A 24,547-nucleotide genomic window follows, 5' to 3' on the forward strand; every position below is an offset into this window, starting at 1 on the left:
CACGGGCCGTGAGCCCCTTTCCGGCAAGGCCCGGTCCGCATATGCAGATATCCAGAAAGCAGGAAAGCCGCCATGGCCGAAACAAAAAACGACCCGGGAGCCCCCGAACTTAAGCGGGTGATGGGCACCAAGCTCCTCCTGCTGTTCATCGTCGGCGACATTCTTGGAACCGGCGTTTACGCCCTGACCGGGCAAGTGGCCGGCGAGATTGGCGGTGCCGCCTGGGCGCCGATCCTGGTCGCCTTCTTCGTCGCGACGATTACTGCTCTCTCCTATCTTGAGCTCGTGACCAAATTCCCGCAGGCAGCCGGTGCAGCACTTTATGCCCACAAGGCCTTTGGAATTCACTTCGTCACCTTCCTCGTGACCTTTGCGGTCCTGAGCTCCGGCATCACCTCGGCATCCACTGCCGCCAAGTTCCTGGCTGAGAACTTCATCGTCGGGTTCAATCTCGACTGGGGACAGACCGGCGTCACCTGGGTGGCCGTCATCTTCATGCTGGTGCTCGCCCTGATCAATCTGCGCGGTGTCGGGGAGAGCATTAAGTTCAATGTGGTCCTGACGATCATCGAACTCACCGGCCTGCTCATCGTGATCCTGATTGGCTTCTGGGCCATGGGTCAGGGCAACGTCGATTTCTCGCGCGTAATGGTCTTCGAAACCGAGGGCAACAAGAGTGTTTTCCTTGCCCTCACTGCGGCCACCTCATTGGCCTTCTTCTCAATGGTCGGATTTGAAGACAGCGTCAATATGGCCGAGGAGACGCGAGACCCGGCCAAGATCTTCCCGAAGGTCATGCTGACCGGACTGGGAATCACCCTGGTCGTGTATCTGCTGGTCTCCATTGCCGCCGTCGCCATTGTTCCCGTGGGCCAACTGTCTGCCAGTGCAACGCCGCTGCTGGAAGTTGTCCGTGCCGGTGCCCCCAACCTGCCGGTGGACGTTATCTATCCGTTCCTGTCGATCTTCGCGGTGGCCAACACGGCCCTGATCAACATGCTGATGGCCAGCCGCCTGCTTTACGGCATGGCCAAGCAGGACGTCCTCCCCCGTTCCCTTTCCAAGGTCCTTCCGGGCCGCCGCACCCCGTGGGCATCGATCCTCTTCACCACCGCCATCGCCCTGGGACTGATCATCCTTGTCACCAACTTCATGGGCAAGGAAACCGTCACCGCGTTGGGCGGCACCACCGCCCTGCTGCTGCTGGCCGTCTTCACCGTGGTGAATATTGCCTGCCTGGTGCTGCGCCGCACTCCGCACGAAGGCAAGCACTTCCGTTCCCCCGGCTTCCTTCCGTACGTGGGCGTTTTCACCTGTGCGTTCCTCCTCGGTCCCTGGGCGCAGGATCCGATCGAGTACCAGATCGCCGGCCTGCTGCTGGTCCTGGGCCTGCTGCTCTGGGTCCTGACCTGGTTCTGGAACCGGGCCGTGCGTGCCAAGAAGACCCGGTTCACCGATGCCGAAGAAATCCGCGGCTAGGCACTTCCGCCCGTTTACGTCCCTACGTCAGGAGCATCATGAGTATTGTTGTCGGTTTTCTTCCCACCCCGGAGGGCGCCGCCGCCCTTGAGGCTGCACGCCGCGAAGCCGCGGCGCAGTCCACCACGCTGGTGATCGTGAACGTGGGTTCCCCCCGGCACGGTCTGCACCACCAGGAGCAGGAAGAAGCCAATCAGGCCGCCGTCGAGAATCTTGAAAAAGAGCTGCGCGCCGCCGGGGCGGATTTCCGGCTGGTTCACCCCGTGGGCGACTACGACCCGGCCGAGGAAATCCTCAAAGCGGCTGAAGATCCGCAGGTGGAGCTCATCGTCCTGGGGCTGCGCCGCCGCACACCGGTGGGCAAGATGCTGCTCGGAAGCACCGCCCAGCGGGTGCTGCTGCAGTCCGACTGCCCGGTCCTGGCGGTCAAGGCTCACCACTAGGATCCTTTTGCATGCCCGCCGGTTCCCCGGCGGGATACGGCTGTGGCCGGCACCCAAGGTTTCGGGTGCCGGCCACAGCCGTATCTGGAAACATGCTCCGGGGTCGCTGCACTCCTACGTGATGGAGGCCGATCCGCGGCGCTTGTTGAACACATCAAAGGCAACGGCAGCCAGGAGCACCAGACCCTTGATGAGCTGCTGATACTCGGTTCCAACGCCCATGATGGACATGCCGTTGTTCAGGATGCCGATGATCAGGCCGCCGATGATGGCTCCCGTGACCCGGCCAATGCCGCCGGTGACTGCGGCGCCGCCGATGAAGACGGCGGCAATGGCATCGAGTTCGAAGCCTTCGCCGGCTTTCGGGCTGGCGAGGTTCAGCTGGGCGGTGAAGACCAGACCGGCCAGGGCGGCCAGGACACCCATGTTGATGAACACGGTGAACGTGGTCCGCTTGGTGTTGATGCCGGAGAGCTCGGCGGCGTGCAGGTTTCCACCCATGGCGTAGATGTGGCGGCCCCACACGCTGCGGTTCATGACGGCGGAGTAACCAACGGTGAGCAGGCCCAGGATCACGAGCACGATGGGCGTGCCGCGGTAGCTGGCCAGCAGGTAGGTGATGAAGAGGACCATGCCCGCGGTCAGGGCCAGCTTGGCAGCGAACCAGAGCAGCGGTTCGTCCACGAGCTGGTGGCGGCGGCGGATCATCCGCTGGCGGATGCCCGAGCCAACCAGTGCCGCTGCGGACAGCACGCCGATGATGACCGTCATCGGCTCCAGGAAACTCGTTCCGCCCCCGAGATCGGGGAGGAACCCGCTGCCCAGGTCACGGAACTGATCCGGGAAGGGCGAGATCTGCTTGTTCTGCAGGACAATCTGCGTCAACCCGCGGAAAGTCAGCATGCCGGCCAGGGTCACAATGAAGGCCGGTATGCCGAAGTAGGCAATCCAGAAGCCCTGCCAGGCGCCGACGGCGGCTCCAAGGACCAGGCAGAGGATGGCGGCCATCCACCAGGGAAGTCCCCACTGGGTGATCATGACGCCGGCGGCGGCGCCGGTGAAGGCGACCACCGAACCAACGGACAGGTCAATGTGCCCGGCAATAATGACAAGCACCATGCCTACGGCCAGAATCAGGATGTAGCTGTTCTGGATGATCAGGTTGGAGACGTTGATCGGCGCCAGCGTGATCCCGTTGGTGGCGATCTGGAAGAAAATGATGATGGCGATGAGGGCGATGAACAGCCCAACCTGGCGCAGCTGCCCGGTCAGGTAGTTCAGGGCCGAGCTGACCATTCCTTTGGGTTGGCCCTTCGGGGCCGGAACACCGGTGTTCGGTCCCTGGTCGGTGAGAGTGCTCATTGGCTTTCCTTGTCTGTCGCGGCGGCAGCGGTCCTGGCATCGCGGGTCATGTACTGCATGAGGTATTCGGCACTTGCCTTTTCGCGCGGGACATCAGCGGTGATCCGGCCTTCGGCGAGGGTGTAGATGCGGTCGCAGATACCCAGCAGTTCCGGCAGCTCCGAGGAAATGACGATGATGGCTTTTCCTTGGTCTGCCAGTTCGTTGATGATGGTGTAGATCTCGTACTTGGCTCCCACATCGATGCCGCGGGTGGGCTCATCGAGGATCAGGACATCCGGGTTCGTGTGGATCCATTTGGACAGCACCACCTTCTGCTGGTTGCCGCCCGAGAGTTTTCCGGTCACGGCCGTGACCGAGGGAGCCTTGATGTTCATGCTGCCGCGGTACTTCTCAGCCGTCAGGTGCTCCCGGTAAGGATCCACCCAGCCGCGGACCGACAATTTGTTCAGCCCCGACATCGAAATGTTGCGCTTGATGTCCTCGATGAGGTTCAGGCCGTACCGTTTGCGGTCCTCGGTGGCATAGGCCAATCCGTGGCGGATGGCCTGGCCGACGTTCTTCATGGTGATTTCGCGGCCGTTCTTGTACACGCGGCCGCTGATGTTGTGCCCGTAGCTGTGGCCGAAGACGCTCATCGCCAACTCCGTGCGGCCTGCCCCCATGAGACCGGCGATGCCGACAATTTCGCCCGCCCGAACATTGATGTTCGCCTCGGAAACCACCCGGCGGGAACGGTCCAGCGGGTGGTGCACGGTCCAGTCCTCGATGCGGAGGACTTCGTCTCCGATCGAAGAGGTGTGTTCCGGGTACCTGTTGTCCAGATCCCGGCCCACCATGCCCCGGATGATGCGCTCCTCGGAGATGTCGTCCTTGTGCATGTCCAGGGTTTCAATCGTCCGGCCGTCGCGGATGATGGTCACGGCGTCGGCGATGGACTTAATTTCGTTGAGCTTGTGGCTGATGATGATGCAGGTGATTCCGTCTGAGCGCAGGCCCTTGATCAGGCCCAGCAGATGTTCGGAGTCTTCATCGTTCAGGGCAGCGGTGGGCTCATCCAGGATCAGCACCTTGACGCGCTTGGACAGTGCCTTGGCGATTTCCACCAGCTGCTGCTTGCCCACTCCAATGTCCTGGATGCGGGTCGCAGGGTTCTCCGTCAGCCCAACCCGTTCCAGAAGCTTTGCCGCCTCCAGATTGGTCTTGTGCCAGTCGATGAATCCGCCGCGCGCCTGCTCATTTCCCAGATAGATGTTTTCCGCTATGGACAAGAAGGGGCTGAGGGCCAGTTCCTGGTGGATGATGACCACGCCGGCGGCTTCCGAGTCCTTGATGTCCTTGTATTGCTGCAGCTCCCCCTCCAGCAGGATTTCGCCCTCATAGGTGCCTGCGGGGTAGACCCCGGAAAGCACCTTCATCAGGGTGGATTTGCCGGCACCGTTTTCACCGCAGATGGCGTGCACGTGCCCCTGTTGCACGTCCAGGGAGACGTCCTGCAGCGCCTTGACCCCGGGGAAGGTCTTGGTAATCCCCCGCATGGAAAGAATGTTTTCGTTCACGATCGTGTCCTTGCCGGCAGTGTCCGGGGCGGCAGCGCTGGCGGCCGCCCCGGACACTGCGGTGGTCGGGAGTTACTGCAGGTCGGAGGCTTCGTAGTAGCCGCTGTCGACAAGGAGTTCCTTGTAGTTGTCCTTGGTGACCACGATGGGGTCCAACAGGTAGGTCGGAACAATCTTGACCTTGTTGTCGTACGTCTCCGTGTCATTGACCTCGGGCTCTTCACCCTTGAGGACGTCATCGACCATCTCGACGGTCTGCTCGCCAAGGGCACGCGTGTCCTTGAAGATCGTCGAGTACTGCTGGTTGTCCATGATCGACTTCACCGAGGCCGCTTCGGCGTCCTGGCCGGTGATGACGGGCAGGGCATCCGGTGCATAACCGGATCCGGTCAGCGCCGAGATGATCCCGAGCGAAATGCCGTCATACGGGGACAGCACGCCGTCTACCTTCTCGCCGCCCGAGTAGGTGCTGGCAATCAGGTTCTGCATGCGCTTCTGGGCCGTGGCGGGATCCCAGCGCAGCGTCGCAATCTGGGTGAAGGCGGTCTGGCCGCTCTTGACGGTCAGGGTGCCCTTGTCGATGTAGGGCTGCAGGGTGTCCATGGCGCCGTCGTAGAAGAAGTTGGCGTTGTTGTCATCCGGGCTGCCGGCGAAGAGCTCAATGTTCTTGGGCTCGGTGGCGCCCGTCTCCTTGCCGTCGGCGTCGAGGATGCCCAGGCCGGTCAGCAGCGACGTGGCCTGCTGCACGCCCACGGTGTAGTTGTCGAAGGTGGTGTAGTAGTCCACGTTCTCGTTGCCCGTGATCAGGCGGTCGTAGGCGATGACCTTGATGCCGGCGGCTGCGGCATTGTCCAGCTGGTCGCTGAGGGCGGTGCCGTCGATGGCGGCGACGACCAGCACCTTGGCGCCCTTGGTGATCATGTTGGACACCTGCTGGACCTGGGTCGGAATGTCGTCATCCGCATATTCCAGCGTTGTCTCATAGCCGAGATCCTCCAGGGAGGCCTGGATGGAGTCGCCGTCCTTGATCCAGCGTTCGGAGGTTTTGGTGGGCATCGCGATGCCCACCAGTGCGCCGGAGTTGTCGCCTGAATCGGCGGTGTCGGAATCAGCGCCTCCGCGGCCTGTTCCGGAGCCGCAGCCTGCCACGGAAACGGCAAGAACGCCGGCCGTCAGGCTGAGGAGGAGTTTACTGGTTTTCACGAAGGAGCCCTTTCGATGGACGTCTCTGTCTAACGGGGGAATCTGCCGAATCGCAAGAAGCGGCTTTAATCTTTCCACTGCGGCCGGGCCGAAGGAGAACTGGATCACATTAATGTGAGCGCTAACATTATGGCGCCCCGCAGTGCCGTGTTGTCAATCCGGGCTCAGAATGGCCTTAACGTCGCAACTCGGCAAGTACGCCGGAAACCCCGGCGAAGGTCTCCTCGAACGAGGTGGACAACGGCGAGAGCCCCAGCCGGATGCCCGACGGATTGCGGTAATCCGGAATAATTCCCCGCTTCCAGAGGGCGGCCGTAACCGCCTTGAACGCCGGATGGTCGATGGTGATGTGGCTGCCGCGGTGCGCTGCTTCCCGTGGAGACGCGACGACGACGCCGTGCGGGGCAAGCAGGGCGTCCACGGCCGTGAGGGCATACTCCGTCAGGGCCACCGATTTCTCGCGCACTGCGTAGATGCCTGCTTCGGAAATGAGCGCAATCATGTCCCGCATGGGCAGCATGCCGAGCACGGGCGGAGTGCCGGAGACCAGCCGCCGGATGCCAGCCGCGGGTTGATACCCCTGTGCCATGCCGAAGGGATCCGCGCTGCCGAGCCAGCCCTGGATGGGCTGCTGAAATTCCGCTTGGTGCCGCGACGCCACGTAGGCCCACGCCGGAGCGCCGGGACCGCCGTTGAGGTACTTGTAGCTGCAGCCCACGGCGTAGTCCACGTTCCAGGCGTCCAGCTGCGCCGGCACGGCACCCGCGGAGTGGCACAGGTCCCAGAGGACCAGTCCACCGGCCGCGTGGACCACTGAGGTGATGGCTTCGGCGTCGGCCAGGAACCCGGAACGGTACGCCACGTGGCTGAAGACGGCCAGCGCGGTTTGAGGGCCCACGCAGGCCGCCACCGCTTCAGCGCTCACGCCGCCGTCGTAATCCGCGCGAACCCAGCGCAGGGTCAGCCCGCACTCGCGCGCAATGCCCTCCATGACATACCGGTCGGTGGGAAAGTTGTCGGCGTCCAGGACGATTTCCGTCCGGCCGGGCCGGGCCGCAACAGCGGCCCGGCCCAGTTTGTAGAGCAGGACGGTGGTCGAATCGGCGACGATGCACTGTCCGGCAGCGGCACCAAGCGCTGTTGCTCCCAGTTCGTCGCCGATCTGCTGAGGCAATTCCAGCCACTGCTCGTCCCAGCCGCGGATCAGCCGCCCGCCCCACTGCTCCCGGACAAAGCCCTGAAGGTGTTCCTCAGTGGCACGAAGCGGCCGGCCCAGGGAGTTGCCGTCCAGGTATGAACTCACCCCGTCGGCAGGGAGGAACCGGTCCCGGAAGCCGGCCAGCGGATCCGCCGCATCCAGTTCCTTGGCAGCAATGAGCAGATCCGGTTCAGTCATGAGCGCACCTTAGCAAACTAGCTGTTCCGAGAAGCGCCGGACGCCGCAAGCGGCTGGACGGATCCGTGGAAATGGCGCCTGAGGGAGCGGTTGTTCCAGCCAACAAAGGTGGACCCGGTGTACCGGTCTTCAGCTTCGGCGTCCTGGATGGACAGCGAGACGGTGGCCGGCAGGAACACCGGGGACTCGAAGTCGATACTCCACTCGTAGGGCTCTTCCCGGTTTTGCACGATGTCCGCCACCACGCGGGACGCGAGATACATCCCGTGGGCCAGAGACCGCTTCATGCCCAGCGCCTTCGCCGACAGGCGGCTCAGGTGGATGGGGTTGAAGTCCCCCGAGACCCCTGCATAGTTGCGTCCGGCATCCGCCCCGAGCCGCCACACGGCGGTGGGCTGCGGCGGCACGAAGTCGGCGCGGTCGGCCCGTGCTTCCTGCCGGTCAAACCGAGGCAGGAAAACACCCTTGGCCAGGTACGTGGATCTTCCACGCCACACCACGTCACCGGATTCTCCGGCGCTGACCTCGGCCACAAGCTCCACCTGGGTGCCGGCGCGGTGCCCTGCCAGGTTCTCGGCCCACGCCGTCACCGTCAGGGGCTCGGCATAGTGGATCGGGCGGAAATGCTGCACCTGGTTGCGCAGATGCACCATACCCAGCAGCGGCAGCGGGAAGTCCTCGCGCGCCATCAGGCTCATGGCCACGGGAAACGCAAAGGTGTGCACGTAGCCGGTGGGCAGGTAGTCAGTGGCACTGTGCAGGACCAGCCGCTGGAAGTCGGTCAGCTTGGCCAAATCGACGACGGCGCCGCGCACCTCGTGCCGGTCGGACGGAAGGACGCGCGGTCCCTTGGAAGACGACAGGCGTGACTTCGCGGCGCTGCCCACGGCGCCCGCATACAGCTTCCCGAGGGCGGGAATTTCATCCAGCGTTGTGGTGCTCATGCGCCCACCATATTCTGCCCGCACACACGGACCACCTGGCCGTTGACCCCTGCCGCCGCATCGGAGGCGAGGAACGAAATGGTTTCAGCCACGTCCACGGGCAGGCCGCCCTGCTGCAGGCTGCTCAGCCGGCGGGCAACCTGCCGGGTCAGGGCAGGAATGGCAGCGGTCATGTCCGTCTCGATGAAGCCGGGCGCCACGGCGTTGATGGAGCCGCCCCGCGGCGCCAGCAGCGGTGCGGTGGCCCGGACCATGCCGATCACGCCGCCCTTGGAAGCGGCATAGTTGGTCTGTCCGCGGTTGCCGGCGATGCCGCTGGTGGAGGCCAGCGACACGATCCGTCCTTCCTGGCTGAAGATGTCCGAGGCCAACAGTGTCTCGTTCATGCGCAGCTGCGACGCGATGTTGACCGCGATGACCGAACCCCACCGCGCTTCGTCCATGTTGGCCAGCAGCTTGTCGCGGGTGATCCCGGCATTGTGGATCACGATGTCGAGGTGGCCGTAGCGCTCGGCCGCGTGGGCCAGGATGCGGTCTGCAGCGTCCTCCCGGGTGATGTCCACCTGCAGGGCCGTGCCCTTGATTTCATTGGCGACCCTGGCCAGCTGTTCGCCGGCAGCCGGAACATCCACCACGATCACCTTGGCGCCGTCGCGGTGCAGGACTTTGGCAATGGCCGCGCCGATACCCCGGGCCGCTCCGGTCACCACAGCCACCTTTCCGGCCAGAGGCGCGTTCCAGTCCTCGGGCAGCGTGCCCGCGTCGGAGCCAACAGTGATGAACTGTCCGCTCACGTAGGCGCTCTTGCCCGACAGCAGGAACCGCAGCGCGGCGGCCACGGACGGTGCCGTTGCCCGTACTCCGTTGGCCAGCACGATGCCGTTGGCGGTGGCGCCGCCGCGCAGTTCGTGGGCGATGGAACGCAGGGTGCCGTCAATGCCCTGGCGGGCAGCGGCGGCAGCGGGATCCTGCGCCTCGGCCGCGGGACGGGAAACAGTAACCACGCGTCCGCCCGGGGCGAGGTCACGCAGTGCCGCCCCGGCGGCCAGCGTCGGCTCGGCGAGGTCGGTCGGGGCGGCGGCCTCGTCGAGCACGATCAGGATGGCGCCGAGCTTTTCCTTCGGTGTGGCATGGCGGCGGACATCCTGGTCCCAGGAGAGCAGCAGCTGGGACAGGTCGTCGGCGGTTTCGCCTTTGCCCAGCACCAGCACTGGTCCCGGAACCAGCGGCTTGGCCGGGTCGAAGCGGCGCAGGATGGCCGGCCGGGGCAGGCCCAGCTTTTTGGAGAGGTCCCGCGTAAAGCCGGTATTGACCAGCTTGAGATAGGTATCAGTCATGATCAGCGCGCCTCCAGGATCGCAACGAGGCCCTGCCCGCCGGCAGCGCAGATGGAAATCAGGCCGCGGCCTGAGCCCTTTTCGTGCAGCATCTTGGCCAGCGACGCGACGATGCGTCCGCCGGTGGCTGCGAACGGGTGGCCGGCGGCCAGGGACGAGCCGTTGACGTTGAGTTTGCTGCGGTCGATGCTGCCGAGCGGACCCTCCAGCCCCAGGCGGGTGCGGCAGAACTCGTCGTCTTCCCAGGCGGCGAGTGTGGAAAGCACGGTGCCGGCGAAGGCTTCGTGGATTTCGAAGAAGTCGAAGTCGTCGAAGGTCAGGTTGTGGCGGGCCAGCAGGCGCGGAACGGCAAAGGCAGGGGCCATCAGCAGTCCGTCCTTGCCGTGAACGAAGTCCACGGCGCCGGCTTCGGCGTCGACAATGTTTGCCAGCATGGGCAGGTCATGTTCGCGGGCGTAATCCTCGGAGCCCAGCAGCACCACGGAGGCGCCGTCGGTCAGCGGGGTGGAGTTGCCCGCGGTCATGGTAGCTTCATCGCCCAAGCTCTTGCCGAAGGCGGGCTTGAGCTTGGCCAACTTCTCCATGGAGGTGTCCGCGCGCAGGTTCGCGTCCCGGGACAGGCCGCGGTACGGCGTGACCAGGTCATCGAAGAAGCCGCGGTCGTAGGCTGCGGCCATGTTGCGGTGGCTGTTGTACGCCAGTTCGTCCTGCGCTTCGCGGGTGATCTTCCACTGCGCGGTGGTCAGTGCCTGGTGTTCGCCCATGGACAGGCCGGTGCGCGGTTCGCCGGTGGAGGGTGCGTTCGGGGAGAGGTCCTTGGGGCGGATTTTCGCGACGGCGGCGAGCTTCTGCTTGGTGGTGCGGGCACGGGAGAGGTCCAGCAGCGCCCGGCGCAGGCCTTCGCTGACGGCAATGGGAGCGTCCGAAGCGGAGTCGACGCCGCCGGCGATGGCGGAATCCAGCTGACCGAGCTTGATCTTGTTAGCCAGGCTGACCACTGTCTCGAGGCCGGTGGCGCAGGCCTGCTGGACGTCATACGCGGGGGTTTCCGGCGACAGTGCCGAGCCCAGGACCGCTTCGCGGGTCAGGTTGAAGTCCCGGGAGTGCTTCAGAACGGCGCCGGCGGCCACTTCGCCGATGCGCTCGCCCTGCAGGCCAAAGCGGGCAACCAGTCCGTCGAGTGCGGCCGTGAGCATGTCCTGGTTGGAGCTGTAGGTGTATTTCCCGCCGGAGCGGGCAAAGGGGATGCGGTTTCCGCCGATGACGACGGCTTTTCGTACGGAGGGAGCAGGGGTGTTCCCTCCGGTTGCGGCGGGTTCGGCCTGGGGCTGGACAGCCATGATGTTGTCTCCTAGGAAAATACTGCTAAGTGTGAGGGGAGTTACTGCAACCCAGCGTACCTGATACGCTGAGTATCGTGAACACCGCTCTTCAAGATCCCCCTCCCCCCGCACCGTCGGACGGCCGGTCGCTGCGCTGGGAGGCGCACCGCGCCGAACGTCGCCGTGAGCTGATCAAGGCGGCCCGGCGTGCCGTTCATGCCCTGGGTTCCGGAGCCTCCATGGAGGAGATTGCGGCCGCCTCCGGAACATCCAAATCCGTTTATTACCGCTACTTCGGCGACAAGGCGGGCCTGCAGCAGGCAATGGGCGAAGTTGTCCTCTCCCAGATGCAGGACAAGATACTCGCCGCCGGCCGCACCGCGGATTCGCCCCGGGCCGGCCTGCAGGCCATGGTGTCCGCCTACCTTCAGATGGCCCAGACCTCCCCCAACGTGTACGCGTTTGTCACCGGCGGCACCGCTGAGGCTTCGGGCAGCGCCGGACCGGGGTTCTCCGACAGCCTCACCTCTTTCTTCGAAGCTATTACGGAAATGATGGAACGCGCTTTGCGTGCCTATCTGGACAGCCGCTCCCCCGGCACCTCTTCCGGCAGATCGTCCGCACCCGAGCTCGGCATTGCTGCCGGATTCTGGCCGACGGCGGCACTGGGCATGGTCCGCGCCGCCGGAGAACGTTGGCTGGCAACACCCCCCGGGCCGGGCAAGCCCACCGAAGCCCAGATGACCAAGCAGTTGACGGCCTGGCTCTTTGACGGCATCGGCTACGAACAGGGGCCGCCATGACCCGCACCGACTTCCTCCAGCACCTCCTCCCCCGGCACCACAACAAGTAGAAGGACACGCAATGACGCAGACAGTCTCCAAGTCCGAACGCCAGATCCCGGCAAGTTCCGTACGCGACGATGACAGCGCCGTCGTCGACGTGGACGCGCTGAGCCGCGCCCTGCTGGGCAAGTGGGCCGACATCCGGCTCCAGGCCCGTGAGCTCGCAGGCCGCGAAGAACTGCACACCCCTGCGGGCCTGAGCCACACGGAACACCGCGAACGGGTCATGACGCAGCTGAAGGTGCTGGTCGACACCAAGGCCGTGCACCGCGCATTCCCGAAGTACGTGGGCGGCGAGGACAATCACGGCGGCAACGTTGCCGGTTTCGCAGAACTCGTGGTGGCCGATCCGTCGCTGCAGATCAAGGCGGGCGTGCAGTGGGGCCTCTTCGGCTCCGCCGTCCTGCACCTGGGCAACCGGGAGCACCACGAGAAGTGGCTGCCGGGCATCATGAGCCTGGAGATCCCCGGCTGCTTCGCCATGACGGAGACCGGCCACGGTTCCGACGTTGCCAGCATCGCCACCACAGCGGAATACGACGTTGAAAAAGAAGAATTCATCATCAACACCCCCTTCCGTGCCGCGTGGAAGGATTACATCGGCAACGGTGCGGTCTACGGCAAGGCCGCCGTGGTCTTCGCCCACCTGATCACCAAGGGCGTTGACCACGGTGTCCACGCGTTCTACGTCGAACTGCGCGACGACAACGGCTTCCTTCCCGGCGTGGGCGGCGAGGACGACGGCGTCAAGGGCGGCCTGAACGGCATCGACAACGGCCGGCTGCACTTCTCCAATGTCCGCATCCCCCGCACCAACCTGCTCAACAAGTACGGCGACGTCGCAGCGGACGGCACTTACACGTCCTCCATCGAAAGCCCCGGCCGTCGGTTCTTCACCATGATCGGCACCCTGGTCCAGGGCCGGGTGTCCCTGGACGGCGCCGCGGTGGCCGCCAGCAAGATGGCACTCAAAACCGCCATCCAGTACGGAACGGAGCGCCGCCAGTTCAACGGCGCCTCGGACATCAAGGAAGAGGTGCTGATGGACTACCAGCAGCACCAGCGCCGCCTGCTGCCCCGGCTGGCCACCACGTTCGCCGCTTCCTTCGCCCATGATGAGCTGCTGCAGAAGTTCGACGACGTCTTCTCCGGTGCGCACGACACAGACGAAGACCGTCAGGACCTGGAAACCCTCGCGGCTGCCCTGAAGTCCCTGTCCACCTGGCATGCCCTGGACACCCTGCAGGAGTGCCGCGAGGCCACCGGCGGCGCAGGCTTCCTGTCCGAAAACCGCTTCACTGCACTGCGCGCGGACCTGGACATCTACGCGACGTTCGAAGGCGACAACACCGTACTGCTCCAGCTGGTCGCCAAGCGCCTCCTGGCGGACTATGCCAAGGAATTTGTCGGCGCGGACTTCGGCGTGCTGGCACGCTACGCCGTCGGACAGGCAACGGACCGCACGGTGCACCGCACCGGACTGCGGCAGATTGTCCAGGCGTTCGCGGACACCGGCTCAGAGAAGAAGTCAGCCGTTGCCCTCCGCGATCCCAAGACGCAGCGCGACCTTTTGACCGACCGTGTCGGAACCATGGTGGCAGAGGTTGCCGGCGCGCTGAAGGCGGCCCGGGGACTGCCGAAGGATAAGGGCGCCGCAGTATTCAACGCCAACCAGCATGCGCTCATTCAAGCAGCCCATGCACATGCGGAACTGCTGCAGTGGGAGGCATTCACCCGTGGCCTGGAGCGGATTGACGACGCCGGAACCCGCCAGGTCATGACCTGGGTCCGCGACCTGTTCGGCCTGTCCCTGATCGAGAAAAACCTCGGCTGGTACCTGATGAACGGGCGCCTGTCGGCCCAGCGTGCCCGCACCTTGGGCCCGTACATCAACCGCCTCCTGGCCAAGATCCGCCCGCATGCCGTGGATCTGGTCGATTCCTTTGGCTACGGTCCGGAGCACCTGCGGTCCGCGATCGCTTCCGGCGCCGAAAAGGCACGTCAGGACGAAGCCATGGAGTACCAGCGGCTGCTGCGCGCCAGCGGTGCCGCTCCGCTGGACGAGAAAATCCTCATCCAGCGCAAGAAGCAGGCCGCCAAAGCCAAGCGCTAAGCCACCGACGGCCCGGGGTTTCCTACGGATCCGTTGCATGCGTGGCGTTCTGCGAGGCTTGACCGGCTCCGGTTGCCGAAATAGCCCAGTGGCCTGAAGGGGTCCGAACCGCACTGCGGTTCGGACCCCTTGTGTTGGCGGGCTCTGGGTTGGCGGGGCCGCCTGGCGCCACCGGGAGCCCCTCATCTGCACGATGGATTGAGAACGGGTATCCGGTGTGCAGCTCTGGCGGGGTCAAGCGAGTTGAGCCCGCCATATCTTCGCACCGGACAGGGAGAGTGCCCCTGCAGGATCGCCGCCGCATCTTCCGTGGGAAGGGTGTTGGACGTGGCAGACACCGGCAGGGCGTGCGGTTCGGGCACATTGAGTGTGCAGCTCTGGCGGGTGCAAGCGGGTTGAGCCCGCCATATCTGCGCACGGGACAGGGAGACAGTGCCCCTGCAGGATCGCCGCCGCATCTTCCGTGGGAAGGATGCCGGGCGTGGCAGGCACCGGCATGGCGTGCGGTTCGGGCACATTGAGTGTGCAGCTCTGGCGGGTGCAAGCGGGTTGAGCCCGCCGTATCTGCGCACAAACCGCACGGGCGCGGCACTCGCACCGGCCAGGATGTATTTCCGAGAGGCTAGCCCGCGGGCAGCACCGAGCGGTAGACCTCAAGCGTGGACTGGGCAATGGCCGCCCAGGAGAAGTGCTCCGTGGCGCGGCGCCGTCCGGCCTCTCCCATAAGGCGGGCCCGCTCCGGATCCGCCACCACCTCGGTGAGCGCGGCGGCGAAGTCGGAAACAAAGGCCTCAGGATCCAGCGGAGTGCCGGTGCCGTCTGTGGCCTGGTCAATCGGCACCAGCAGGCCTGTGACGCCCGGGTCCACCACTTCAGGAATGCCTCCGGTGGCGGAGGCCACCACTGCGGTTCCGCAGGCCATGGCTTCGAGGTTCACGATGCCGAGCGGTTCATAAATGGAGGGGCAGGCAAACACCGTGGCTGAGCTGAGGACCTTGAGCAGTTCGTCCCGCGGAAGCATCCGCTCGATGACGACAATGCCGCTGCGCTTTTCGCGCAGTTCATCGATGAGAACTGCGGTCTCCGCTGCAAGCTCGGGCGTATCGGCAGCGCCCAGGCAGAGCACGAGCTGGACTTCGGGAGGCAGCAGGGCGGCGGCCCGCAGGAGGTAGGGCAGCCCTTTCTGCCGGGTGTTGCGTCCAACGAACACGACGCTCGGACGCTCCGGGTCAATGCCGAGGGCTGCTACTGCATCGGGGTCGGCGTCGGGGTGCCAGAGTTCGACGTCGATCCCGTTGTGCACCACCCGCACCTTCCCCGGGTCCACTTCGGGATAGCTGCGCAGGATGTCCTGCCGCATGCCCTCGGAGACGGCAATGATGGCGGCAGCGGCGTCGTATGCCGTTTTCTCAACCCAGGACGACAGCGCGTAGCCGCCGCCAAGCTGCTCGGCCTTCCACGGCCGCAGCGGCTCCAGGCTGTGGGCGCTGAGTACGTGCGGAATGCCGTACAGGAGGGAACCCAGATGGCCCGCCATGTTGGCATACCAGGTGTGGGAGTGGACCAGGTCCGCGCCTTCAAGTCCCTGCAGGATCTCGAGGTCGGTGCCCAGTGTCTGAACGGCCGGGTTGGAGGCGTCCAGCTCGGCCGGAACGCCGTAGGTGCTCACACGGGCGCCGTGAAAATCAGCAGCTCTCGGAGCTCCGAAACAATGCACGCGGAGGTCTACGTGCTCAGCGAGCACGCGGCTCAACTCAGCGACGTGGACACCTGCACCGCCGTAGACTTCAGGCGGGAATTCCTTGGACACAATATCTACTCGCACTAAACCAACGTAGTGCACCGGCGCGCCAGTGATCTAGTCTGAAGAACAGCAGACTTATTACAGCGGGCTAGCACCGCAGTAATTCGTCACATGTTTCGACAGATATACGAGTAACGGAAACAGGGGAATAACAAAATGGCGCCAAAGAAGGTCCTGGCCGTTGTCCTTGCCGGAGGGGAAGGCAAACGCCTCATGCCCCTGACCGCGGACCGGGCAAAACCCGCAGTTCCGTTTGCCGGGCGCTACCGGCTCATCGACTTTGCACTGTCCAACCTGGTCAATTCCGGATACCTGCAGATCGTGGTCCTGACCCAGTACAAATCGCACAGCTTGGACCGGCACATTTCGGAGACCTGGCGGCTCTCCACTCAGCTGCGGAACTATGTGGCCTCGGTGCCTGCTCAGCAGCGCGTGGGCAAGAGCTGGTTCCTGGGAAGCGCCAACGCCATCTATCAGTCCATGAACCTGATCGATGACGCCCAGCCGGACATTGTGGTGGTCATCGGCGCGGATCACGTGTACCGGATGGACTTCTCGCAGATGGTGGAGGCCCACATTCAATCCGGTGCGTCGGTCAGCGTCGCCGCCGTCCGGCAGCCGCTGTACCTGGCGGACCAGTTTGGAGTGATCGAGACTGATCCCGAACGCCCCGGCATGATCGGAGCCTTCGTGGAAAAGCCGGCAACCACTCCCGGGCTTCCGGACGATCCCGACATGTTCCTGGCCTCGATGGGCAACTACGTCTTCAACACTGACGCATTGGTGGAGGCACTGAAGGTTGATGCCGAACGCCTCATCACCAAGCACGACATGGGCGGGGACATCATTCCCTACTTTGTGGAACGCGACGACGCCGCTGTCTACGATTTCTCCCACAACGTCATCCCCGGGTCCACGGGCAGCGACCACCAGTACTGGCGCGACGTGGGCACGCTCGATTCCTACTACGACGCCAACATGGACCTGATTTCGCCGCTGCCGGCGTTCAATCTGTACAACCTCCAGTGGCCCATCTACACGCGGCAGAGCATCTCCCCGCCGGCCAAGTTCGTGCGCAGCGCCTCCGACCAGGCCGGCACCGCAATTGACTCGATCGTTTCTGACGGCACGGTCATTTCCGGCGGCACCGTCACCGGGTCCGTATTGGCACAGGACGTGTATGTATCCACCAACGCCGTGGTGGCCGATTCCGTGCTGATGGACAACGTAAACGTGGGTGAGGGTGCGGTGGTCCGCCGTGCCATCATCGACAAGAACGTGCAGATTCCCCCGGGAGCGACCATCGGCGTCGACCGCGACCTGGACCTGGCACGCGGCTTCACCATCACCGAGTCCGGGCTGACAGTCCTCAGCAAGGGCCAGAAGGTCACGCTTCCCGAGCCTGAAGCCGAGGCCGCACCGGCCTAGGGAACGCGCTTACCCATTGTGATGTTCGACCGCCGCGGCACCCTCGATACGGGGTGCCGCGGCGTTTCGTTGTAAGGTCGGATGGCATCACGTATGCCTTCGCCGTGTCCACCGCCGGCGCCGATTCACAGCAGAAACGATTTTCATGAGCACCCCCGACCTGAGCCCCGAAGACCTTGCCGCCTGCCTGCGGGTCCTGTCCTCCATCCATGTCCTGGATGAGGAAGATCCGGACTATGTAGCTGTTCGGCGCGCCACCGCCAAGATGTTCAAGTCCGTCAAGAAGCACAAGAAGATTGAGAAGCGCAGCGCCGTCGCCGAAGCCGACCGCGCCGTCGTCGCCCTGACGGCCACCGGCGCCTCTGACCGCATCGACGACGAGACCCGCGGCGCGCAGCTGAAGACCTCCGCCCACGGCCCGTCCGCCGGCACGCTGATCAAGCCCCGCAACTGTTACATCTGCAAGCAGCCTTACACGGTGGTGGACGCCTTCTACCACCAGCTTTGCCCCGAATGCGCCGCCTTCAGCCACGCCAAGCGTGATGCCACCACCGATCTGAGCGGCAAACGCGCCCTCCTGACCGGCGGCCGGGCCAAGATCGGCATGTACATTGCCCTGCGGCTGCTGCGCGACGGTGCGCACACCACCATCACCACCCGCTTCCCCAAGGACGCCGCGCGGCGCTTCGCCGCGATGGAAGATTCGGCGGACTGGCTGCACCGGCTGAAGATCGTAGGCATCGACCTGCGTGATCCGGCGCAGGTCATCTCGCTGGCTGAATCCGTGGCCGACGCCGGCCCCCTGGACATCCTGATCAACAACGCTGCACAGACGGTGCGCCGGACTTCCAACGCCTACCAGCCGCTGATGGACGCTGAGCTTGAAGCCCTGCCGGAGTCGGCCGCGATGCCGGAGCTGGTCACCTTCGGCCACACCTACAACGCACACCCGACGGCGCTGGCCGGTTCGATTGCCGAGCACCCGGTGCTGGCGGGCGACGCCGTCACTTCCCTGGCGCTGACCGCCGGTTCCTCCTCGCTCGAGAAGCTGAATGCCGGAACGGCGATCGACGCCGGCGGCCTGGTGCCCGACACTGCGCCGATCAACTCCTGGACCCAGGTGGTGGACCAAGTGGAGCCGCTGGAAATGCTGGAGGTCCAGCTCTGCAACGTCACTGCACCGTTCCTGCTGGTGAACCGGTTGCGCCCGGCCATGGCGGCCTCCCCCGCCCGCCGCAAGTACATCGTGAACGTCTCCGCCATGGAGGGCCAGTTCAGCCGCCGCTACAAGGGCCCGGGCCATCCGCACACCAACATGGCCAAGGCCTCGCTGAACATGCTCACCCGCACCAGCGCCGAGGAAATGCTGGAAACCGACGGCATCCTGATGACCGCCGTGGACACCGGCTGGATCACCGATGAACGCCCGCACCCCACGAAGGTGCGCCTGGCCGAGGAGGGCTTCCACGCTCCCCTGGACCTCGTGGACGGCGCGGCCCGCGTGTACGATCCGATCGTCATGGGTGAGGCCGGCGAGGACCAGTACGGGGTCTTCCTGAAGGACTACAAGCCTTCGCCCTGGTAAGCCGGAACTAGGCCGGACCCCGGCTTTGCGCCCGGAAGCGGGATACGGCCTTGCGGATCTCCGAGATCCACAGCACGGTTGAGCCAACGCCGAGTGCCAGGAACCACTGGCCCGAGGTGAGGTCCGTGGTGTCAAAGAGCCCCTGCAGCACTCCCAGCTGAACCACCAGGACCTGCAGCACGACGACGGCGGCCAGCGACACCCAGATGGCCCGGTTGGTGAAGGTCTGCCAGGAGAACACGCTCCCGTTGGCCGACCGCACGTTAAGCAGGTTGAACGCCTGGTAGAACACGAACGTCGTGAAGGCCAGCGTGGTGGCGAACAGCGGGTCGCCCGCACTCTCCGGGTACATCTGCGGTGCCAGATACAGGACGGCGCAGGTGCCGGCGGCCATCACCAGACCCATGGTCAGGATCTGGAGGATCCGCCGGCCGGTCAGCAGCGGTTCCCGGGCCGGCCTCGGCGGCTGCTTCATCAGGTCCGGGTCCGCGGGATCAACACCGAGTGCCAGGGCTGGCGGGCCGTCCATGATGATGTTGACCCAGAGGATCTGCAGTGCGGTGAAGGGTGCCCCGCCGGCCAGGGAGAAGGCCGCAGCCGCCAGGAAGATCAGCACGAACCCCCAGGCCGTAGTGAGCTGGAACCGGACGAACTTAATGATGTTCGCGTAGATCCCCCGACCTTCCTGGACCGCGGCAACAATGGTGGCGAAGTTGTCATCCGTCAGGATCATTTTCGCCGCACCCTTGGACACATCGGTGCCGGTGATGCCCATGGCAATACCAATGTCCGCCCGCTTCAGGGCCGGCGCGTCATTGACGCCGTCGCCGGTCATCGCGACCACCGCGCCGTCGGCCTGCAATGCCTGGACCATCCGGATCTTGTGCTCGGGTGACACCCGGGCCAACACACCGTACCCGGGAGCGCGCTGCTGCAGCTGCGCGTCATCGAGACGGTCCAGGTCCGCACCGGACACCGCTTCTCCGCCAATCCCCAGGTCGCGGGCAATGGCCGAAGCGGTGATCAGGTGATCTCCGGTGATCATGTGCACGCTGATCCCGGCCTCGTGCGCGCGGGCGATGGCGTCGCCTGCTTCGCTGCGCGGCGGGTCCATGATGCCTGCCACGGCATACAGGGTCAGGCCTGCCACGCTGTCCCGGAGCTCGTCCGGGTCCTCAGGCAGCGGGCCGTCCGCCGGCCGCCCGGCAACAGCCATGGTGCGCAGGCCCCGTTCCGCCAAGGCGGTGACTTCATCGCTGATGCGTTGGCGGTCCTCGGATGTCAGGCGGCGTCTGCCGTCAGCGGTGGCCACGAACTGCGACCGTTCCAGCAGTACACCGGGAGCTCCCTTGGCGTAACAGAAAACCTCGTCGGCCGGTCCCGGACCATGCCCGGCTTCCTCATCCGCCGGCCGCCGGTTGAACGTGGCCATGAACTTGTAGTCCGAATCAAAGGGAACCTCCGCGATGCGGGGATGCGATGCACGCGCCCCTTCGGCGTCGATGCCTCCCTTCTCTGCGAGGACCACCAGCGCCCCCTCAGTGGGATCACCGGTGAGTACGCCGTCGCGCACTGAGGCGTCATTGCACAGCGCGAAGCCGAGGAAAGCCACCGACAACGCCGGCGCCGGACGCCCGTCGGCGCTGAGCACCGCTCCTTCCGTGGAATACCCGGAGCCGGATACCCGGAACGTGCGGCCGGAGGCCGTATACAGGGACCGCACCGTCATCTCGTTCAGGGTCAGGGTTCCGGTCTTGTCAGTGCAGATCTGCGAGGTGCTGCCCAGGGTCTCCACAGCCGACAGCTGCTTGATGATGGCTCCGCGCGCAGCCAGGCGGGAGGCGCCCATCGCCAGGGTGAAGGCGACGACGGCGGTCAGCCCCTCTGGGATGGTCGCCACCGCCAGCGAGACGGCAGTCAGGAACAGGTCCTCCCAGCTGTCACCGCGCAGCAGGCCCAGGACGAACACCACCGCCACCACGATCAGCGCCACATAGGTGAGCAGCCGCGCCAGCTGGTCAATGCTGCGCTGAAGGGTGGTCTTTTCTTCGGCTGTGGAACCGAGCAGGTGCGCGATCCGCCCGATCTGGGTGCTCATGCCCGTTCCGGTGACGAGCAGGACGGCCCGGCCCCGGCTGATGTCGGTGTCCATGTACAGCATGTTGGTGCGGTCGGCCACCGGCAGCTCCGGGTCGGTGAGGACCGCAGCGGACTTGTTCACCGGCTGGGATTCGCCGGTGAGCGCTGCTTCCGCCACCTGCAGGCGCACTGCTTCAAGAAGCCGCCCGTCGGCAGGGACCGTGTCCCCTGCCTCCAGGAGCACCACGTCGCCGGGCACCAGTTCGGTGCGCGGGACATCCACCGGAACGCCGCCCCGGCGGACGGTGGCAACGGAGACGGACGTGCTGCGCAGCGCTTCCAGGCTGTTTTCCGCGCGCTGCTCCTGGACGTAGTTCAGGGTGGTGTTCAGGGCAATGACCACCAGGATGACCACCGGTGTTTCCCATTCGCGGGAGACGACGGCGCTGATCACCGCGGCTGCGATCAGGACCAGAATCAGCCGGTCCGCCAACAGCCTAAGGATTTTCCGCCATGCGGGAATCTTCCGGCCTGCCGCCAGCTCATTGGGCCCGTAACGGAGCCGACGCTGCCGGACCTCCTCGGTGGTGAGACCTTCGGCCGGCGAGACCTCCAGCTCCGCTGCCGCCTGTTCGGGTGTCCGGGTCCAGGGGTGTTCTGCTGTTCGTTGCTGGTCAGCCATGTGTTGCCTCTAAAACTAGGGGGTGTATTTCACTGTAACAAAGGCCACACAGGCGGGAATCCCCCATCACTGTTAGCTGCCCCGGAGCCGGCCAAACACCACCGGGCTGGACACCACCGGTTGCCGGCACCGTTTGGCCGGCACCGTCTTCTGCGGCAGGGTGGAACCGTGAACGCCTCCCCTTCCCCCGCAGCCTCCTCCGCTGCCCGGACAACCGTCCTGCCCGGAGTCCTTGCCGCTGCCGCCGCCGTTGTCCCGGCATACCTGGTGCACCTGGTTCTTCCCGGACTGCCGGTCCTGACCACAGCTGTGATTCTGGGACTGGTGGCCGCCAACCTTCCCGGCGTTTCAACGGCTGTGGCCGGGCCGCTCAAGCCGGGGCTGTCGCTGGCCGCGCGGAAGTTCATGCGCACGGGTATCGTGCTGCTGGGACTGAAAGTGTCACTGGTGGACATCGCAGGTCTCGGCTGGAGCGCCCTGCTCCTGATTGTGGCACTGGTGGGAGCGGCTTTCGCCGGCACGTATGCGATTTGCCGGGCGTTCCGCCTGCCGGGCCAGGAGCCGCTGCTGATCGCCGCCGGTTTCTCCATCTGCGGGGTATCGGCCATCGGTGCAGTGGCTGCTTCCCGCAGGGTGCGGCAGGAGGACACCGTGGTGCCCATAGCGCTGGTCACCCTGTGCGGAACGCTGGCCATCGGGGTCCTGCCGCTGCTGGGCACGCTGATGAGCCTGCCGCCAGAGACCTTCGGCATCTGGGCCGGTGCCTCCGTCCACGACGTCGGACAGGTGGTGGCCACGGCCCAGACCGCAGGCACAGCGGCGCTCGCGGCCGCCGTCGTCGTCAAGCTGGCCCGCGTGGTCCTGCTGGCACCGCTGACCGCCGCGGCGGGGCTCATTCGGCGCCCGGACACGGAGAGAACGGATGAAGGGCCCGGGAAACGCCCTCCCCTGCTCCCCCTGTTTGTCGCCGGGTTCCTGGCGTTGATTGTCCTGCGCACCACGGGGGTGGTTCCGGAGGGCGTCCTGGAGGCGGCTGCGCTGGCCCAGGAGATCCTGTTTGCGGCTGCGCTGTTTGCACTGGGTGCGGCGGTCCGCTTCCGGGCACTGTTTGCCTCCGGTGCCAGGGCACTCTCAGCGGCGCTCGCCTCCTGGTTCCTCATCGGTGCGCTGGGGCTTGGTCTCGCCGTGGTCCTGTCCCCGTAACCCCGGCGGGAAGCGAGAGTCCTTGTCACCTGCCGCCGGTCCCCCCTACTGTTGCCATCAAATGCTGTTGCCATCAAATGATTGCGCAGCTGCTCATGATGAGGTTGGCCTAGGGGGTATCCATGAGGGGTATCTCCGCCACCGGCAGCACGAAAAGGCGGAGCTACAGCCTGCTCCCGGCAGCGGCCGGACTGGCGTTCTGCGCAATCATCCTCTGGTGCCTGGCGGGCAACCTCATGTTTCCGCACTACGGGTTCTTTCAGTACAAAACACCGTGGGCGCTCGCCGCCGCCGGAGCAGTGCTTCTGCTCATGACCGGGTTGTACTTTGTCCTTCGGGGAGTCCACCCGTTCCTGCTTCGGCACCGCCTGTTGTCGAGACTGGGGTCGGCGGCACTGTGGGCGGGGCTCTTCGCCCTGCAGGTTCGGCTGGCCTATGCCGTGCGGTTGCCCGCCGATTGGGATGCCCACGCCATTCACAGCTCAGCTGCCGGTTTGGCCCTGGGGACCCAGGAGAGCATTGATTCCGGCTACTTTTCACAGAACCCCAACAACATCCTGCTGACCCTGCTGCTGGCGTCCTGGTTCAGTCTCGTCATCTCCCTTGGCGTCACCGACTTGGAAATGGCTGCCGCCTTTTTGAACGCCGTCGTTCTGTTCGCGGGAATCGCACTGACCTATGCGGCGGCGCGCATGCTCGGCGGGCGAACCCTTGCCGCTTTTACGCTGCTGCCCGCCACCATCTTTGTTCTGTTCTCCCCGTGGCTGGGTGTCTTCTATTCAGACACCGTGGGGCTGTTGTTTCCAGTCCTCATTCTGTGCCTGCTGCTGGCCGCGCAGCGTGTCCGGAGCCTTGCAGGAAGGATACCGCTGTGGGTCCTCGCCGGGACGGCGGGCGCCGCAGGCTACGGGATCAAGCCGACCGTGCTTATCTGCCTGCTGGCTGCCGGTATCACTGCTGCCTGTTCCCCGGCGCTGCGCGGGCGGGGCCACGGGGCCTCGGTCCTCCTCCTCGGCGCTGCGGTGGTGGCCGGCAGCTTCTTTGCCGGGCACCGGCTCATCACCGCCGTTGAGCAGCAGGGAACGGCCGTGGGCTTCGATGTGGAAGCCAACCCGAACGCCCTTCCGCCCACCCACTTCCTGAAGGTGGGGGCGCACCTTGTGCCCGGGAAATATGGCCCGCTGTACGGGAGCTACAACGAAGCCGACGTCCGCAGCACCGCATCCGCGGGCGATCCGCGCGAGAAGTTCCAGCATGGGCTGGACGCCTATGCGGAGCGGGTCGCCGCCATGGGTCCGGGCGGCTACGTTTCATTCCTCAACAACAAGCTGTTGTGGATCACCGGGGACGGCTCCTTCTTTGCCTGGGGTGAAGGAGTCCTGGACGGCGACGATTTTGTGTCCGATGACCCCGTTGACCAGAGCATCCAGGACGTCTTCGGTTACGGGAATCCGGGTTTTCCGTGGCTCTTTGCGCTGTGGCAGGGAACGTGGTTCATCATCCTGGGGCTGGTGGCGGTGCCCCTGTTCCTCCGCACGCCAACCCTTATGCTGCCGGAGGTCTCTGCGCTGCGCATTGCGCTGCTTGGCCTGCTCGTGTTCCTGCTGCTGTCAGAAGGCCGGGCACGCTTTCTGTACCTGTACATCCCGTACTTCATCCTGCTGGCCTCACTGTCTTTTTTCGCCGTCATGGACCGGGTGCCAGGCGGCCGGGACGCCGGAGCCGCACTGGCGGGCCCGCGGCAGAGGTCGGGAAGTGATTGA

At 65.2% G+C, this 24,547-nt stretch carries 16 protein-coding genes and 1 pseudogene; 8 read left to right on the forward strand and 9 right to left on the reverse strand.

Features of this window, described 5'->3' with window-relative positions; all coding sequences use genetic code 11:
* The first annotated feature begins 72 nt into the window (after positions 1-72).
* On the forward strand, positions 73-1,479 hold the full coding sequence (locus MUG94_RS08805; protein ID WP_227889809.1) for an APC family permease: 1,407 nt from the start codon (positions 73-75) through the stop codon (positions 1,477-1,479).
* Between the two features lie 38 nt (positions 1,480-1,517).
* Complete coding sequence (locus MUG94_RS08810; RefSeq protein WP_227889810.1) at positions 1,518-1,922, forward strand: universal stress protein; 405 nt, start codon at positions 1,518-1,520, stop codon at positions 1,920-1,922.
* Between the two features lie 114 nt (positions 1,923-2,036).
* Here the strand turns inward: MUG94_RS08810 and mmsB are convergent, their stop codons facing one another.
* The 7 genes from mmsB to MUG94_RS08845 form a co-directional block, all read right to left on the reverse strand.
* A complete protein-coding gene (mmsB, locus tag MUG94_RS08815) occupies positions 2,037-3,218 on the reverse strand; it encodes a multiple monosaccharide ABC transporter permease (RefSeq protein ID WP_227907936.1) in 1,182 nt (393 codons plus the stop codon).
* A 62-nt stretch (positions 3,219-3,280) separates the two neighbouring features.
* Positions 3,281-4,822 carry a multiple monosaccharide ABC transporter ATP-binding protein gene (gene mmsA / locus MUG94_RS08820; protein ID WP_231705063.1) on the reverse strand — a complete coding sequence of 514 codons (1,542 nt, stop codon included), beginning with the start codon at positions 4,820-4,822 and terminating at the stop codon, positions 3,281-3,283.
* Between the two features lie 93 nt (positions 4,823-4,915).
* Positions 4,916-6,046: a multiple monosaccharide ABC transporter substrate-binding protein gene (chvE, locus tag MUG94_RS08825; RefSeq protein WP_227907800.1), complete on the reverse strand. Its 1,131-nt coding sequence runs from the start codon at positions 6,044-6,046 to the stop codon at positions 4,916-4,918.
* Between the two features lie 175 nt (positions 6,047-6,221).
* Positions 6,222-7,442, reverse strand: a complete 1,221-nt coding sequence (locus MUG94_RS08830; protein WP_227907799.1) for a kynureninase — start codon at positions 7,440-7,442, stop codon at positions 6,222-6,224.
* A gap of 17 nt (positions 7,443-7,459) precedes the next feature.
* Positions 7,460-8,386, reverse strand: coding sequence for a MaoC family dehydratase (locus MUG94_RS08835; protein ID WP_227907798.1), 927 nt, complete (start codon positions 8,384-8,386; stop codon positions 7,460-7,462).
* Positions 8,383-9,723: a 3-oxoacyl-ACP reductase gene (locus MUG94_RS08840; RefSeq protein ID WP_227907797.1), complete on the reverse strand. Its 1,341-nt coding sequence runs from the start codon at positions 9,721-9,723 to the stop codon at positions 8,383-8,385. The genes MUG94_RS08835 and MUG94_RS08840 overlap by 4 nt, the downstream gene beginning before the upstream one ends.
* A gap of 2 nt (positions 9,724-9,725) precedes the next feature.
* Positions 9,726-11,063 (reverse strand): acetyl-CoA C-acetyltransferase, encoded by a 1,338-nt coding sequence (locus MUG94_RS08845; RefSeq protein WP_227907796.1) that lies wholly within the window; start codon positions 11,061-11,063, stop codon positions 9,726-9,728.
* 77 nt (positions 11,064-11,140) lie between these two features.
* On the opposite strand from MUG94_RS08845, the gene MUG94_RS08850 reads away from it, so the two are divergent.
* Together MUG94_RS08850 and MUG94_RS08855 are read left to right on the forward strand one after the other, a co-directional pair.
* Complete coding sequence (locus MUG94_RS08850) at positions 11,141-11,848, forward strand: TetR/AcrR family transcriptional regulator (protein ID WP_227907795.1); 708 nt, start codon at positions 11,141-11,143, stop codon at positions 11,846-11,848.
* 61 nt (positions 11,849-11,909) lie between these two features.
* Positions 11,910-14,003 (forward strand): acyl-CoA dehydrogenase family protein, encoded by a 2,094-nt coding sequence (locus tag MUG94_RS08855; RefSeq protein ID WP_227907794.1) that lies wholly within the window; start codon positions 11,910-11,912, stop codon positions 14,001-14,003.
* A 622-nt stretch (positions 14,004-14,625) separates the two neighbouring features.
* Here MUG94_RS08855 and glgA read toward each other — a convergent pair.
* Positions 14,626-15,828, reverse strand: coding sequence for a glycogen synthase (glgA, locus tag MUG94_RS08860; protein WP_227907793.1), 1,203 nt, complete (start codon positions 15,826-15,828; stop codon positions 14,626-14,628).
* A 135-nt stretch (positions 15,829-15,963) separates the two neighbouring features.
* Here glgA and glgC point away from each other — a divergent pair.
* Together glgC and MUG94_RS08870 are read left to right on the forward strand one after the other, a co-directional pair.
* Positions 15,964-17,226, forward strand: a pseudogene (gene glgC / locus MUG94_RS08865) (glucose-1-phosphate adenylyltransferase); the annotation flags it as partial.
* A gap of 154 nt (positions 17,227-17,380) precedes the next feature.
* Positions 17,381-18,820 carry an SDR family oxidoreductase gene (locus MUG94_RS08870; RefSeq protein ID WP_227889819.1) on the forward strand — a complete coding sequence of 480 codons (1,440 nt, stop codon included), beginning with the start codon at positions 17,381-17,383 and terminating at the stop codon, positions 18,818-18,820.
* Between the two features lie 7 nt (positions 18,821-18,827).
* Here MUG94_RS08870 and MUG94_RS08875 read toward each other — a convergent pair whose 3' ends face one another.
* Positions 18,828-21,581, reverse strand: coding sequence for a cation-translocating P-type ATPase (locus tag MUG94_RS08875; protein WP_227907792.1), 2,754 nt, complete (start codon positions 21,579-21,581; stop codon positions 18,828-18,830).
* Between the two features lie 168 nt (positions 21,582-21,749).
* On the opposite strand from MUG94_RS08875, the gene MUG94_RS08880 reads away from it, so the two are divergent.
* The gene (locus MUG94_RS08880; RefSeq protein ID WP_227907791.1) at positions 21,750-22,784 is read left to right on the forward strand and encodes a YeiH family protein; all 1,035 of its coding nucleotides are present in this window, start codon (positions 21,750-21,752) and stop codon (positions 22,782-22,784) included.
* Between the two features lie 122 nt (positions 22,785-22,906).
* Positions 22,907-24,547: a glycosyltransferase family protein gene (locus MUG94_RS08885; protein WP_227907790.1), complete on the forward strand. Its 1,641-nt coding sequence runs from the start codon at positions 22,907-22,909 to the stop codon at positions 24,545-24,547.

The sequence above is a fragment of the Arthrobacter gengyunqii genome (assembly GCF_023022985.1).
Taxonomy (GTDB): Bacteria; Actinomycetota; Actinomycetes; order Actinomycetales; family Micrococcaceae; genus Arthrobacter_B; species Arthrobacter_B gengyunqii.